Origin of the sequence: Variovorax sp. PCZ-1 (assembly GCF_018413605.1) — a bacterium.
Lineage (GTDB): Bacteria > Pseudomonadota > Gammaproteobacteria > Burkholderiales > Burkholderiaceae_C > JANMDU01.
The window spans coordinates 1,614,657-1,629,348 of record NZ_JAHCDN010000001.1; the positions used below are offsets into that span (position 1 = coordinate 1,614,657).

Below are 14,692 nucleotides of genomic sequence, written 5' to 3' on the forward strand. Positions count from 1 at the left end.
CTCCCAGTCAAAGTAGCAATCGAAGCTCCCCTGCCGCTGCCTGCATCTGCGCCAGATAGGCTTTTTGCAGCGAATCGCTTGATTTTGGAGGCTGTTGCTTCGGGTTGGCGAGTACTAAATTCATCGCTGCGACGACTCGGTTTTGCGAGTCGCGTAAAGGTACGGCCAAGGCATACACACCGAGTTCGTGTTCTTGGTGGACTTCGCTGTAGCCTTGTTGGCCTGCCTCTTGTATGAGTTTGCGTAGCTGTGTCGCTTGGGTGATGGTGTGGGCAGTGAATTTGGCGCGTTCGTGGGTGGCTAGGTATTCTTTGAGCTTCGCGGGCGGGAGCTGGGCTAGGAGGATTCGGCCTGTGCTGGTGGCGAAGGCGGCTAGGCGGGCACCTAGGTTGACGCCGTAGGGGAGCGCTTGGCTGGCGATGCGGTGCTCGCCGGATCTAGCGACGATGACAGCATGCTCTCCGTCCAAAACGGCGACCGAGAAGGCTTGGCCGGTTTGGGCGGCTAGGCGGCTCAAGGTGGGCTGCACGACTCTGGGTAATCTGGCTGATGCTAAATAGTTGCCAGCTAGACGGAGAACGCGGTGGGTGAGCCAGTAATTCGGGCTGCGAGCACCCTCATCCGCTTCCAAATAGCCCAGAGCTTGCAGCGTGAGCACATGCCTGCGGGCTGCGGCGCGCGTAAGGCCTGCGCGTTCGGCGATTTGCGTGACTGAGAGGCGCTGGCGCTCGGCGGAGAAACTTTCCAATACGGCAAAGGCTTTGGCTGCACCTTCGATCCAATCGGCTGGGTTGACGGTTTCGCTGGAAGCTGATGATAAAAGCATTGCGCGATTATCGCGCAAATAATTTAATGAACGCGCAATGATGGATCACCGTAGTTCTTGTTCATCCATGTCGCTCCTATGCTTCTAACGAATCACTGATCAACCGTTCTTTGGAACGCAAAAGACGCAAAACCACGCAGAAGACGCAAAAAATATTAATTAGGTTTTTCTGCGTCTTTTGCGAGTTTTTGCGCATTTTGCGTTCTGTTGATCAATCAGCCAATCAAGCCCATCGGAGACAAGAAATGACAACGCAGCGTACGCAAGTCGGCATCATTGGCGCAGGCCCGGCGGGATTATTGCTGGGGGCTTTGCTTTCCAAAGCGGGCATTGACAACATCATCGTGGAGCGGCAAAGCGGCGAGTATGTGCTCTCGCGGATTCGCGCAGGAATTTTGGAGCAGACTACCGTTGACGCGCTTGTGTCTGCGGGCGTGGGCGAGCGACTTCTAAAGGAAGGCATTCCGCATGAGCACCTGAGCCTATCCTTCGCTGGCCAGCTTCACACCATTGATTTGCCCAAGCTCACCGGCGGCAAGACGGTGACGGCTTATGGGCAGACTGAGGTGACGAAGGATTTGATGGATCACCGCACGACCATAGAGCGGCAGACTATTTATGAAGCCAAAGATGTGAGCTTGCACGATTTGACTTCTGCCAAGCCGCGCATTCGTTTTATGAAAGATGGTGAGGCGCAAGAGATTGAGTGTGATTTCATCGCAGGCTGCGACGGGTTTCATGGTATTTCGCGGCAGAGTATTCCGAAGGAGAAGCTACAAGAGTTCTCGCGCGAGTATCCGTTTGGCTGGCTGGGCGTGTTGGCGGATGTGCCGCCTGTCTCGCCGCATGCGGTGATTTATGGCAACAGCCCGGAAGGTTTCTCGCTCTGCTCGATGCGCAGCATGACGCGAAGCCGCTATTACGTGCAATGCCCGATCACAGATAAGGTGGAAGATTGGAGCGATGCGCGCTTTTGGGATGTGTTGCGCAGCCGCTTGCCTGCGCATGTGGCGAGCCAAATGATCACCGGCGCTTCGATTGAGAAAAGCATCGCGCCCTTGCGCAGCTACGTGAGCGAGCCCATGCGCTGGGGGCAGCTCTTTTTGGCGGGCGATGCGGCGCATATCGTGCCACCGACGGGGGCGAAGGGTTTGAATCTTGCGGCGAGCGATGTGGGCATGCTGGCGCAGGCTTTTGCGCAGCATTACTTTGACAAAAGCAATGAGGGCGTTGATGGCTACTCTGCACGCGCCCTGCGAAAAATCTGGCGCGTGGAGCGCTTTAGCTGGTGGCTCACCAGCTTGATGCATCGCTTCCCAGACACTGAAGGCTTTGGTCAACGCGTGCAGGAAGCTGAGCTGGATTACTTGATGAGTTCAGTGGCGGCGCAGACGACGCTGGCGGAGAACTATGTGGGGTTGGCGGGTTAAGTAAAACTGAAGAGGTTTACCGTTCGGTCTGAGTCTGCCGAAGACCTTGTGTAAATCATTGATGAGGTTCGACAGTTGTACATGCGTTTCGACAAGCTCAACGCGAACGGACTTCATCGTGATGTCAACCTATTTTGAATCTGCAGGCCTATCGCGCGGTGCTTGCATCTGCGAATCAATCGTCTGCTTGATTTGCTGCTGAATCTGCTGCGCCTGATCGCGCTGAGTTGATGCGGGCGGTGCGGTGGATGTGGCCGAGGGCACTTGCAAAGTAGAAACAGGTGCAGTCGTTGTCGCCATTTGCTTTTTCACCAAGCTGCCGACGATAAGCAGCACAATCAGCAGAGATAGGATTCCGAAAACGGCTCGCATGCGATGTCTCTCTTTACAATTCAATCACTATTAAAATAATAGCTGCTTGCGCAGTAGATACGCCGGGGATAGGCCTTTTTCTTCCTAAACAGGCGTGTTCATTGCTTTGATCCAGTGCGCCAGCGCCTGCTCTTGCGCATTGCCTTGGCTATACATCTGCAACATCTTGGCTTGAGCTTCTGGGCGGTGTTGATTGACTTTGATTTTGCATTCGAGCGCGATCACTTCCAACTCAAAAGCCACAATGCCCATCAGCATCTTGTGTTGATATTCTGTGCCCAGATCGATCCACTGCTGCTTATAGGGCGGCTCATGATCGCCAATGAGTTTTTTGAGCAAGCGATCTTTCGCTTCTGGATCTTCGATCAAACTTGCTTTCACCTTGCAATGGACAGCGAGGTAATTCCAAGTAGGCACCCGCGCCAGATCAGGATAGACCTTGGGTGACATGTAGGCGTGTGGGCCCATGAAAGTGACCAAAGCTTCGGGGCGAGCGGCGAGATATTTCCAATGCGGGTTCGGTTTCGCCACATGGCCAAGCAGTTTCCAACTCTCACCCTCCTCCACCAGATGCAAAGGCAAAGGCGTGGCATAGGGAAAGCCTGAATCGTCGTTGGAGATGAGCGAAGCAAAAGGATGCTCATGCACGATGCGTGCGGCGAGTGCACGGTCTTGGCTTTTGTTGAATTGCGCTGGAAGGTACATTCTTATTTAGCGTCCACGGATGTATTTATCGACAGCGCGGTTATGCGCCTCTAAAGTTTCGGAAAACTCGCTGCTGCCATCGCCACGCGCCACAAAATACAAGGCGCGAGTTTCTGCAGGCTGGGCAGCGGCTTGCAGGGCAGCAGAGCCTGCCATAGCAATCGGCGTGGGCGGCAGGCCAGCGCGGGTGTAGGTGTTGTAAGGTGTGTCGGTTTGCAGATCGCGTTTGCGGATGTTGCCATCAAAGCTTTCGCCCAGGCCATAAATCACGGTGGGATCAGTTTGCAGGCGCATATTGATTTTCAAGCGATTGGCGAATACGCCACTGATGGTGGCGCGATCTTTGGCTGCGCCGGTTTCTTTTTCTACAATGCTGGCCATGATGAGCAGCTCATCGGGGGATTTCAGTGGCAAATCTGCGCGGCGCGATTCCCAAGCCGCGGCGAGATTCTTATCTAGCGTTTGCATGGCGGCGCGTAATACAGTGATGTCGCTCGCGCCTTTGGCATAGCGGTAGGTGTCTGGGAAAAATCGGCCTTCAGGGTGTACGCCAGGGCGACCCAAACGCTCCATGAGTTGCGCATCCGTTAATGCGGCGCTATCGTTTTTCAAATGTTTGGCTTTGGCCAGAGCAGCGCGCACTTGCCGCCAATTCCAGCCTTCGATGAAGGTGACGGCGCGCAGACTTTGTTTGCCGGAGGCGATTTTCTCAATCAGGCTGCGGGGCGAATCACCCGAGACGATTTCATAGCTTCCTGCCTTGAGATCGCTAGCTTTGCCACTGGCGCGTAGCCACAAACTCATCAGCAGCTCTTGGCCTGCGCCACCCCCTGTGGCTTTGGCTATTCCGCGCGAAATGCTGCCTGCTGAACTGCCGCTTGGAATTTGGAGATCGACAGAATCTTCACCTTGCGCGATTTCAGGCAATTTGAAAGGCTGGTCAGCCCACCACCACAAGCCGCCGGCAGACAAGGCAACTGCCAGCACGAGAAGGAGCAGCAGACGGCTTAGAACACCGCCATTAGATCGACGCAGAGAGTTTTGAGGCATACAGGCAAGAATCATAGCGGGGCAGGATAATACAAGGATGATGGATTTGAATTTTTCTGTGACTTTGAATGCACCTGAGGGTGAATTGGCCGTGATTCGCGCTCGTGGCGCTGATGCGGGCTCGTTTTTGCAAGGCCAGCTCACGCAAGATGTTCTGCTGATGAAAACGGATGAAGCGAGATTAGCCGCTTGGTGCTCAGCCAAGGGGCGCATGCTGGCATCGTTCATCGTGCTGAAGCTCTCCAGCGAAGAGTTTTTGCTGATTTTGAGCCGCGATTTGCTGGCTGCGACTTTGAAGCGCTTGAAGATGTTTGTGTTGCGCGCTAAGTGCGAGCTCGCGGATATCACGGGTGAGATCAGCATCGAAGGTGTTGCAGGTTCCGCGGCGCGCAATCTGACTGACACTATGAATACGATAGCACTTCGCGCAGATTCTATGCCGGCAAATGGCAGTTTTGACACTGAAATCGTGGTGCTTTTACCGCCTGTACACATGAATGGCACAAGTGTGCCTCGCGCCTTGCGAATTCGTGCGTCGGCACCTGCTGTGAATGCAAATCGTGAGCAAACGCAAGCTTGGTGCGCCCTAGAGATCGCAAGCGGCATTGCGCGCCTGAGCGCTGCAGTGAGCGAGGCTTTTGTGCCACAGATGCTGAACTACGAATCCGTGGGTGGCGTGAATTTCAAGAAGGGCTGCTACCCCGGCCAAGAGGTGGTGGCGCGCAGTCAGTTTCGCGGGACGTTGAAGCGGCGTGCTTACATCGCGACATCTGCTTCTGAATTGCAGGCAGGCCAAGAGGTGTTTGACAGCCGTGAACCAGATCAGCCTTGCGGCCAAATCGCGCAAGCAGCTGTGCATCCAGCCGGCGGCTATATCGCCATCGTGTCCATGCAAATTTCCGCGCATGACGGCCCTGCGCTGCATGCGAGTTCTGCCAGCGGCGCACTCTTGCAATTGCACACCCTGCCCTATGAGCTGCTGGCTGATGTGTGAGGCCAGGCGATGTGCCTGATTGCTTTTGCTTGGGGCGCGAGCGAGCGCTTTCCCTTTGTGATTGCGGCCAATCGCGATGAATTTTTAGCTCGCCCCACGGCAGCGCTGTCGCTTTGGCAATCACCTGGCGGCGCGAGCGTACTCGCAGGGCGAGACTTGCGCGATGGCGGCACCTGGATGGGCTTCTCGCCCAACGGCCGTTTTGCCATGCTCACCAATGTGCGCGATCCGCAAGCCGCTGCGCCCGCGCAGCCCATCAGCCGTGGCGGCTTGGCGCTGGCTTGGCTAGAGAATGATTTGCCAGCGCAGCTTTGGGCAAACGACATCAAACCTCAGCACTACCAAGGCTTCAACCTGATCGTGGGCGACTGGCAAACCAAGCAATGCCACTACCTCAGCAACCGCTCACAAGCCCTAGACCACACAGCGAATTTCAAGCCTTTTCGGCCTATCGCCGGCATAGAATCTGCGCAGAGTGCTATTGATTTAGTAGTATTTGAGATGCCTTGGGGTGCAGTGTATGGCCTGTCCAACGCGACTCTGGGTACACCCTGGCCAAAGACACAGCGCCTGAAAACAGCTCTGCAGAGCAGCCTAAGCAGCGCAGATGCCGATCAGTTGATAGCCATCAACCTCCAAGCATTGGCCGATCGCCAGCGCAGCGCAGATCAACAGCTTCCCCAAACAGGCGTTTCTCTGGAGCTAGAGCGCGCACTCTCCAGTGTGTTTGTGCAGCACCCAGAAGCAGCGCCGCAATACGGCACGCGCACCAGCTTGGTCGCAGTGTATGAGCCAAGCAAAGGGCTGCAAGTGACCGAGCTCACGCATGCAGAAAATAACAGCGCAGCAAGCCCGGTGAATGCTGCGCTGGCCTGGCCGTAGACCGCTTTAAGGCAAAGCCATGCGCCCATGGTAGGCGGATGGAATCTGCGCCAGCACATTGTTGCTCTTGCCGCCCGCCTCATACGCCTTGCGATAAGCCTCGACGGCTTTGACCTCATCCTTGAGATATTGGTCGTAAATTCCGCCAATTTTCATCCAACCATCGACCGCCTGCGCAGGCACGGCTTCATTGCGGAAAGTCAGCGCATCAATAGCGAATTTGAAATCACTCGCGCGTACACCCAAGATGTAAGCAGAGTTCATCATGTCGTAATCCATGGCTTTATCGGCATAAGCTTTGCGCGCAATCTCCAAAGCTTGCGCTTCCTTGCCAGTGCGAGAGAGCAAGATCACCTCCAAAGAACGCACGCTCACAGCATCGGGCTGAACGAGCTTGGCCTGCTCTAGGAATTCGAATGATTTATCGACTTTGTTTTGAGCCATGTAGCCGCGCGCCACATTAGTCGCAATCGCCGCCACATAAGGCCTGGAGCTGAGCACGCTCTCCCACACCCACACCGCATTTTTCCAATCGCCCCACTTGGCCAGCTCATCCCCCAGCATTGGCGTGATCTTGCGGTAATGCGGGTTGATCGCAATGCCTTGGCGCGCCAGCTCCAGCATTTCGCGCTTCATCTTGTCGTACTTTGGACTGTTGGGGTTACCTGAAGCAGAGATCGACAAGGCCATTTTGACGGACTGCACAATCTTCTGCTCGCATTCAGCAGCTTTGTAGGAGATGTAGCCAGCCAAAGCCAAGCAACCAACAGTCGCAACAGCAGCAGTCTGTGATGCGGCCGGCGCCCACGGCAAGCGCTGTGCAGTCATCCAAGTGCGCATGCCCTGACGTGCATCACAAGCCGCCAAGATGCCTAAGCACAAGGCAAACATGACACCCGTGGTCGCCAAGCGCCAAGGAAAGCCAATATTGGAAACAACGATCAAAGCCAAAAGGCTGGTCAGCGCCATGGCCCGAACCATGCCCTCTTGCAGCTCAGGCTCGGTTTTCGCGCGAAAAGCGACCACCGTACTGCGAATGCTGTAGACCGTCAGACCCAAGAGGAAGAGCCAGCCAACGATGCCGTATTCAGCCACCACTTGGATCAATTCGTTGTGTACGTAATAGTCCGTCTCAAGCTGAGAGCCTTTGGCTTGGTACAGCGGAATATCAGCTTCCCATGTGCCCGCGCCCACGCCTGAAAGCGGTCGCGCCTCGATCATCGTCCAGCTGGCTTTCCACATCACCAGACGCACACCCAGCGTGCCATCGGCGGCTTGGATGGCGGCCGTACGCTTGATCACGCGCTCAAAAGGTGTATTTCCTTTGAACTCAGGCGAGGAATTGCCGGATGGGATAAAGCCTAGCCCCAGCAACACAGCCAACATGGCCGCAGGTACAACGATGCGCTGGCCGCTATCCCAAGAACGGTAAGCCAGCAAAGAACGGAATTTCCAAGCAAAAATCACAATGAAACCAAAGCTGATGTAGCTGGCGATCAAGGCGGAACGCGTACCGCACATCATCAAATACAGAAAATGGAAACTGGTGGTCGCGGCCAAAAAGGCGAGGACTGCGGTGCGCCGCTCACGCAAGATCAACCATGCCGAAAACACCAAGGTCGTGCAAACGAATTCCGCTGCGAAGTTACGGTTCACGAAAGTAGCGGCAGGGTTGGGGCCTTGGGGGATAAATTTCACATCCAGCCAAAATTGCGCCGCGCCCAGCAAGGCCACAGCCAGTGCCCCCAGATGAATGCCCCAAACCAACATCGGCAGCCGTTCGCGCGAAAAGCTATTGAGCACCAGCCAAACAATCAGCGCAAACAAGAACCAGCGAATGGCTTCAACACCCGCCAAATAAGTATGGGCCCAGACCATACTGCCCAAGGCATACACGCACAGCATGATCGGCAACCACATCACAAAATGCCAGCGCAGCGCGTCGCGCCGATTGCGCTGCCGCCAAAATAAAATCAATGCCGCTCCCAAGCTCATGAAAGCCACGATGATGGATTTGAGCGTGTCTTGCAGCATCATCTCGTGCGGCACACCCAAAGCTGGCGTGAAGAAAATCATCAAACTCAAAATGATGGCCGTCCAGTCGCCCCGACCAATCTCGGCAGGCAAGGACAACAAGGGCTTGGCCGCCGCTTGCCGAAACTCGACGTTCACTTTGATATCCAGATTCGTCTGAGGCTGCGCCATTGCGCTTTCGGCACTTGAAACTGCCGATTTGGAAGGATTGACACGCTTTTTCTTGGCCATGACTTTAGAAACTCAATAACTCAGACGGGGCAGCGCTGTTGCGCCAGAGCTTAGGATTGTCGTTGCTGACGGCGCGTTTCTCGCGCACAAAGCTGAAGATATGGGCAAAAAAACAGCCTATTTGCCACATTTCAGCCAAATTCATCACGGATTTAGAATATGGAATCCATTTTTCATAATTGACTCGGTCTATAGCCAACTTATAATAACGAAGTCATAGCGACACACCGCGCCCCAGGAGCACCATTCGGGCAGGTTCACATCTCCTCCATCTTGTATGGCGGGATGCCAGGTTCGGTTCAGGCCTTCATTCAAAAAGGCAGCGAGAGCCGACTGGTAGCAAGGCGTTGTTGGATCAATCTGTGAAAAGTACCAAGCCTGAATAACAAGGCGGATTTTCTCACTCCGACAACACAGGTCCAATCAAAACGAGTAAGGTTCGGCATTTTCAGGCGGTTCGAGGGAACTGGTCTGTGGAATCTGGATAAGGCTCGCGTACGGAAAGGCATTGCTGATGACAGCGATAACTAACTTGAGTAGTAGTTTTAGCAACGGCGTGAAGGTCTTCGTGAAAGACGTGGCGCACGGCTGCTTTGAAATTGCCCACAATGGCTTGGCCATGCTGGGCTTGGTGGCGGCCTTGGTCGTCTCGGCTTTGATGTTCAAACCTGAATTACGCACACAGGGCGAAACCGCCCTGCTCGGCTGGCTGCAAGCACGCCAGACGGTGGCCACAGCCTCCGAAGTGCCGGTAGAGGCCGATGCGGTAGATCGCGCTACAGCGACCCATCTCAAAGACTTGCCCAAACAGCAAGCCGCAGTAGCCTTCTGGCTCTCCAAAAAATACCGCGTCGCGCCCGAACCGCTCGGCGCTTTGGTGGCCGAAGCCTATGAGATTGGCGATAAAACCAAGCTCGACCCCACCTTGATCTTGGCTATCATGGCTGTGGAATCGAGCTTCAACCCCTTCGCGCAAAGCCCCGTGGGTGCGCAAGGCTTGATGCAGGTGATGACGAAAATCCACACCGATAAGTACGAAGGTTTTGGCGGTAATTTGGCTGCCTTTGACCCGGTAACCAATCTGCGTGTGGGCGTGAAGGTGCTGCAAGAGTGCATCAAGCGCGCTGGCTCAGTCGAAGGTGGCTTGCGTCAATACGTGGGTGCAACCAGCGATGCCACAGAAGGCGGCTACACCGCCAAAGTGCTGGCCGAGCAATCGCGCCTGCGCCAAGTGGCTTTGGGTGGCAATGTGCCTTTGATCACCCCCAACCTGCCAGCGCAGATTCCTGCACTCGCCCCCCTCAAGCCTGCACCAGAGGCTGCTAACGAGGCCGAGAAAGTGGCTGTGCTCTAAGCAACTTTCGCTCGCAAAAAAGCCGAGTCCACAGTACTGCGGCTCGGCTTTTGTCATGCTGAGGGTGATAAACTTCTACTGTGCGCGACTGGCGATAGGCAGAACCCTCTGCTGACGTGGGACACCACTGGGAAGCGTACCGCAAAAGCTCATAGCCTTTGTGTTCAGCCGTTCGCCTGGGCAGCCCGCTTATCTGCGGGATCACTGAAATCTTCAGAACTGCCATCATGTTCAACCGATCCATCCTCATCGAACAAACCGACCCCGAATTGTTTTCAGCTATTCAGGCTGAAAACGCACGCCAAGAGCATCACATTGAGCTGATTGCCAGCGAAAACTACGCCTCCCCTGCCGTCATGGCCGCGCAAGGCACACAACTCACGAATAAATATGCCGAAGGCTACCCCGGCAAGCGCTACTACGGTGGCTGCGTCAACGTCGATGTGGCCGAAACCTTGGCGATTAACCGCGTCAAACAACTCTTCGGCGCAGATTGCGCGAACGTGCAGCCGCATTGCGGCGCATCGGCCAACCAGGCAGTCTTCCTCGCCTTCCTCAAGCCCGGCGACACCATCATGGGCATGAGCTTAGCCGAAGGCGGGCATCTGACCCACGGCATGCCTCTTAATATGAGCGGCAAGTGGTTCGACGTCGTCTCCTACGGCCTGAACGCCAAAGAAGAAATTGATTACGACGCGATGGAACGCCTCGCACACGAGAAAAAGCCTAAGCTCATCATCGCCGGCGCATCGGCTTATGCCCTCAAAATTGATTTCGAGCGCTTCGCCAAAGTGGCCAAAGCCGTCGGCGCAATCTTCATGGTCGATATGGCGCATTACGCTGGTTTGATTGCCGCCGGCGTGTACCCCAATCCGGTGCCGCATGCCGATGTCGTCACCTCCACCACCCACAAGAGCCTGCGTGGCCCGCGCGGCGGCATCATTTTGATGAAGGCTGAGCACGAAAAAGCCATTAATAGCGCCGTCTTTCCCGGCCTGCAAGGCGGCCCGCTGATGCACGTCATCGCTGCCAAAGCCATCGCGTTCAAAGAAGCACTCGACCCAAGCTTCAAGGTTTATCAGCAGCAAGTCGTGAAAAACGCCCAAATCGTGGCTGAAACCTTGGTGCAACGCGGTCTGCGCATCGTGAGCGGCCGCACAGAAAGCCACGTGATGCTGGTTGACTTGCGCAACAAAAACATCACCGGCAAAGAAGCCGAAGCCATTTTGGGCGATGCCTACATGACCATCAACAAAAACGGCATCCCCAACGACCCAGAAAAACCAATGGTCACCAGCGGTATCCGCGTTGGCACGCCAGCCATGACGACACGCGGCTTCAAAGACGAAGAAGCCCGTTTCACAGCGAATTTGATAGCCGACGTGCTCGACAACCCACGTGACGCGGCCAATATCGAAGCCGTGCGCGCCAAAGTCGTCGCGTTGACCAGCCGTTTCCCGGTTTACGGCTAATTTTCCTCCTCTGCGCCGAGTGCAATTACTACAAATACAGTAGCACTCCGCGCAGATTCCATGCCGGCGAGAGCCCAAAAAGGCATTAAAAACGCTCTAAAATAGAGCATGCGCTGCCCGTTTTGCTCTCACCCTGACACCCAAGTTGTTGAAACCCGCATCTCCGAGGATGCGGATTCCATTCGCCGTCGCCGTCAATGCGGCAAATGCGACAAGCGCTTCACCACTTACGAGCGCCCCGAAGTCAACTTCCCAGCCGTCGTCAAAAAAGACGGCCGCCGAATCGACTATGAAACAACCAAGCTTCGCGCAAGCTTCACCCTCGCACTGCGTAAACGCCCCGTCAGCACTGAACAAATCGACAGCGCCATCGAGCGCATCGAAGAAAAACTCTTGAGTAGCCCCACCCGAGAAGTCCAAAGCAGCCGCATCGGCGAACTCGTCATGCGCGAACTCAAACGCCTCGACAAAGTCGCCTACATCCGCTTCGCCAGTGTTTACCGCAGTTTTGAAGATATCGACGAGTTTCGGGCGCTGGTGGATGAAGTAAGAAAATAGGACTCGATTTTTTTACCATTTATCCATACTGAACCACCATCAATCGGCTTCGAATTCACCTCAAACTTTGGATAACCTAAACTCAAATCATGTTTTCACGAACAAAAGTAAAACCTGCCAAGCTCGCACAAGGCTTCACCTTGATTGAGCTGATGGTGACTATCGCCATTCTTGCTATCGTCACCACTCTGGCAGCACCGTCCATGGTAAGTTTTGTCGCTCGATGGCAGTTGAGCAATGCTGTGAACACATTCACCTCCAGCATGAAGTTGGCCAGATCCGAAGCCGTTAAGCGGGGGCGCTCAGCATTCATGTGTCGAACCACAAACGGCACGACTTGCACTGCCGGTGGAGGCCGTCTGTGGGCTACTGGTTGGATTGTGTATGTCGATAATGACAATAGCAGCTCGTTAACTGCCAACGACACAACAATTTGGGTTCAACAGAATCTCACTGCAATCGACACAATCAGCTCATCCAATTTTACCGAAATTCAGTTCACGCCAGCGGGTACATTGCGTAACGGTCAAGGCGCACAGGGTCTAACGTTCAACTGGGACAATGGTGGCGTCCACAAAAGAGGCTTGTGCATCAGTTTTTCAGGGCGTACCCGGCTGGTCGCAGAACAAGCGGACTGCCAAGCAGGCGGGCAAGGTTAGGCAGCACAGCATGAAGCAACTTCTAACCACACATCACCTCGTTTCCTACCGTTCTGGCCAGTCAGGTGCTTCCTTAATTGAAGTATTGGTGTCAATCTTGCTGCTCACTGTTGGCCTGCTCGGCATGGCCGGGTTGGCTGCAGTCTCCGCCGCAAATAATAAACTCGCTCAAATTCGAAGCACCTCCAACTTGCTTGTATCCGACTACGTGGATCGTGCACGTGCCAATCTGATTGGCTTTGACAGTAACCAGTACGAATTGATTGATACCTATGCTTACCCCTCTGCTGCGGTTACCGAATCGGGCTGTACAAATGCAAGCACCGATGCGTGCCTTCCAGTGACAATGGCTACCTTAGACAAAGCGCAATGGCGCAACACATTAAGACGACGCCTTCCCGGTGGCACAGCTTTTGTTAACACTTTTCCAAATGCTGGCGGTATTCGTACGATGGACATTTGGATCATGTGGGCAGAGGCCGAATCCACCGATAGTTTCGGGCTCAGCAATGTTTACCTCTGCCCTGCGGCGGCGGCGGCACCTAGCTCCGTTCGCTGCATGTATTTCCGAGTGTCGCTATGAGTCACCGATCACAAGTTCAGGTTCGTAACCTGCGACGACAAGCTGGCCTGACATTGATAGAGCTCATGATCGGGCTGGTACTCGGCCTGTTGATCATTGCTGCGGCAAGCGCTACCTACGTCAGCACAGTACAAGCCTCGCGTGTTGCCGAAGCCAATTCGCAGATGAATGAAACGGCGGCTATCACACTCGGGCTACTGCAGCAACAAATCCGGCTTGCTGGATACAGCCAAATCGTAGGCTCAACCACCTACTCCATTCGAAAAAACTTCGATGGATCTGGCATTAGAGGTTGTACCGGTGGTTTTAGCAGCGCATCCACCGCAGCATTCAACTCATTGACTTGCAACAACACAACCGCGACACCGGACTCCTTAGTCATACGCTACGAAGCAACTGTCAACAACACTATTCCTACCGGTGCAAACGTGCCAACCAACTGCGTGGGAGAGGGTATATCGCAAAGCACCCCTTCATCAGCAACTAGCACAGTCCCTGGTGCAATGGTTCCTGGAGCCTATCGGCTTTCAGAAAACCGTTACTTTGTTCGTACAGCTGGCACGCCCAGCGGAGGCCCTGAGCTTTACTGCGCCGGCGCAACAGGCACCAACACATTCGGCACAATTTCTCCGGTGATGGAAGGCATTGAGGCCATGCAAATCACATATGGTGTTGCAAACACGTCCACTGGCACAGTAACAAGTGCATATATGAGTGCCCAAGCGATCGATACCACTTTCGCCTCAGAGTCACTTGACACCCGATGGAAACGAGTCGTTTCAGCGCGGGTGTGCATCGTGATACGCAGCACAGACGCCAGCGAGCGGTTCGCCAACGTCACAGATACTGCTACCAATCAGTATTTTGATTGTAGTAATACGGCGCAAACAATCACCGATGGCCGAGCGCGACGCGCCTACACCACAACGATCATGCTCAAAAACAAACTCGACCAACTTTAGGACGTATTCCATGCACCACGTTCATCCAAAGTTTCATCACGCCGCTCAGCAGTCGGGGGTTGTGTTGGTAGTTGTCTTGATGCTGGTCGGTATCATGAGCCTAGTAGGTGTGATTACCATGCGTAACTCCACCATTACCGAGCAAGTTTCTAACAACTTTCGCGTTTCATCGGTCGCCCAGCAAGCAGCAGAGCTGGCTCTGCGGTATTGTGAAACTGTTGCAGTGCAAGAGACGAACCCTTTCTATGCGGCTGATCGCGCAAAAATCAGACCAAATACAGTCACTGGCGTTATCACATCTGGGGTATGGAACGTAACGACCACTTGGACAAATTCAGCCAATTACATCAGCGTGACCAACTCTTTCGCATTGTCCGGCGAAACAAATGCTGTGCGCTTTAAAACTGCTCCGCAGTGTGTGATCGAAAGGGTCAACAACGGCGCCATCCGAGGCTTCGTAGTGACCGCGCGCGGCTTCGGTAACGATGCAGTACTCAACTCAGCGAACGGCGTGACCATTGGTTCCGAGGCTTGGGTGCAATCCATCTTAGCGAATTAGTTTTTGCTCATTGATTCTTAG

At 54.6% G+C, this 14,692-nt stretch carries 15 protein-coding genes and 1 riboswitch; of the genes, 10 read left to right on the forward strand and 5 right to left on the reverse strand.

Annotated elements, in window-relative coordinates; all coding sequences use genetic code 11:
- Positions 1-7 precede the first annotated feature (7 nt).
- A complete protein-coding gene (locus KIH26_RS07790; protein ID WP_213443869.1) occupies positions 8-826 on the reverse strand; it encodes an IclR family transcriptional regulator domain-containing protein in 819 nt (272 codons plus the stop codon).
- A gap of 245 nt (positions 827-1,071) precedes the next feature.
- Between KIH26_RS07790 and pobA the strand changes: the two genes are divergently transcribed.
- Entirely contained in the window at positions 1,072-2,256 is a 1,185-nt protein-coding gene (pobA, locus tag KIH26_RS07795; RefSeq protein ID WP_213443870.1) for a 4-hydroxybenzoate 3-monooxygenase, read from the forward strand.
- 129 nt (positions 2,257-2,385) lie between these two features.
- On the opposite strand, the gene KIH26_RS07800 is transcribed toward pobA, so the two are convergent.
- The 3 genes from KIH26_RS07800 to mltG form a co-directional block, all read right to left on the reverse strand.
- Positions 2,386-2,628: a hypothetical protein gene (locus KIH26_RS07800; RefSeq protein WP_213443872.1), complete on the reverse strand. Its 243-nt coding sequence runs from the start codon at positions 2,626-2,628 to the stop codon at positions 2,386-2,388.
- Between the two features lie 84 nt (positions 2,629-2,712).
- Entirely contained in the window at positions 2,713-3,333 is a 621-nt protein-coding gene (locus KIH26_RS07805; RefSeq protein ID WP_213443873.1) for an FMN-binding negative transcriptional regulator, read from the reverse strand.
- A gap of 6 nt (positions 3,334-3,339) precedes the next feature.
- A complete protein-coding gene (gene mltG, locus KIH26_RS07810) occupies positions 3,340-4,383 on the reverse strand; it encodes an endolytic transglycosylase MltG (protein WP_213443874.1) in 1,044 nt (347 codons plus the stop codon).
- Between the two features lie 37 nt (positions 4,384-4,420).
- Here mltG and ygfZ point away from each other — a divergent pair, with 37 nt between their 5' ends.
- Together ygfZ and KIH26_RS07820 are read left to right on the forward strand one after the other, a co-directional pair.
- Positions 4,421-5,377, forward strand: coding sequence for a CAF17-like 4Fe-4S cluster assembly/insertion protein YgfZ (gene ygfZ, locus KIH26_RS07815; RefSeq protein ID WP_249661005.1), 957 nt, complete (start codon positions 4,421-4,423; stop codon positions 5,375-5,377).
- Between the two features lie 9 nt (positions 5,378-5,386).
- Positions 5,387-6,259: an NRDE family protein gene (locus tag KIH26_RS07820; RefSeq protein WP_213443875.1), complete on the forward strand. Its 873-nt coding sequence runs from the start codon at positions 5,387-5,389 to the stop codon at positions 6,257-6,259.
- Positions 6,260-6,265: 6 nt separating this feature from the next.
- On the opposite strand, the gene KIH26_RS07825 is transcribed toward KIH26_RS07820, so the two are convergent.
- On the reverse strand, positions 6,266-8,524 hold the full coding sequence (locus KIH26_RS07825) for an O-antigen ligase family protein (RefSeq protein WP_213443877.1): 2,259 nt from the start codon (positions 8,522-8,524) through the stop codon (positions 6,266-6,268).
- A 514-nt stretch (positions 8,525-9,038) separates the two neighbouring features.
- Between KIH26_RS07825 and KIH26_RS07830 the strand changes: the two genes are divergently transcribed.
- The 7 genes from KIH26_RS07830 to KIH26_RS07860 all read left to right on the forward strand — a co-directional run bounded on the left by KIH26_RS07830 (position 9,039) and on the right by KIH26_RS07860 (position 14,671).
- On the forward strand, positions 9,039-9,878 hold the full coding sequence (locus tag KIH26_RS07830) for a lytic transglycosylase domain-containing protein (RefSeq protein WP_213443878.1): 840 nt from the start codon (positions 9,039-9,041) through the stop codon (positions 9,876-9,878).
- A gap of 74 nt (positions 9,879-9,952) precedes the next feature.
- Positions 9,953-10,067: riboswitch (ZMP/ZTP riboswitch) on the forward strand.
- Between the two features lie 38 nt (positions 10,068-10,105).
- The gene (gene glyA / locus KIH26_RS07835) at positions 10,106-11,350 is read left to right on the forward strand and encodes a serine hydroxymethyltransferase (RefSeq protein ID WP_213443879.1); all 1,245 of its coding nucleotides are present in this window, start codon (positions 10,106-10,108) and stop codon (positions 11,348-11,350) included.
- A 108-nt stretch (positions 11,351-11,458) separates the two neighbouring features.
- Complete coding sequence (gene nrdR, locus KIH26_RS07840) at positions 11,459-11,908, forward strand: transcriptional regulator NrdR (protein ID WP_213443880.1); 450 nt, start codon at positions 11,459-11,461, stop codon at positions 11,906-11,908.
- An 89-nt stretch (positions 11,909-11,997) separates the two neighbouring features.
- On the forward strand, positions 11,998-12,567 hold the full coding sequence (locus KIH26_RS07845; RefSeq protein WP_213443882.1) for a GspH/FimT family pseudopilin: 570 nt from the start codon (positions 11,998-12,000) through the stop codon (positions 12,565-12,567).
- A gap of 10 nt (positions 12,568-12,577) precedes the next feature.
- Entirely contained in the window at positions 12,578-13,150 is a 573-nt protein-coding gene (pilV, locus tag KIH26_RS07850; RefSeq protein WP_213443883.1) for a type IV pilus modification protein PilV, read from the forward strand.
- The gene (locus tag KIH26_RS07855) at positions 13,147-14,112 is read left to right on the forward strand and encodes a PilW family protein (RefSeq protein WP_213443884.1); all 966 of its coding nucleotides are present in this window, start codon (positions 13,147-13,149) and stop codon (positions 14,110-14,112) included. Before pilV ends, KIH26_RS07855 begins: the two co-directional genes overlap by 4 nt.
- Before the next feature lie 10 nt (positions 14,113-14,122).
- Complete coding sequence (locus KIH26_RS07860; protein WP_213443885.1) at positions 14,123-14,671, forward strand: pilus assembly PilX family protein; 549 nt, start codon at positions 14,123-14,125, stop codon at positions 14,669-14,671.
- Positions 14,672-14,692: the final 21 nt, after the last annotated feature.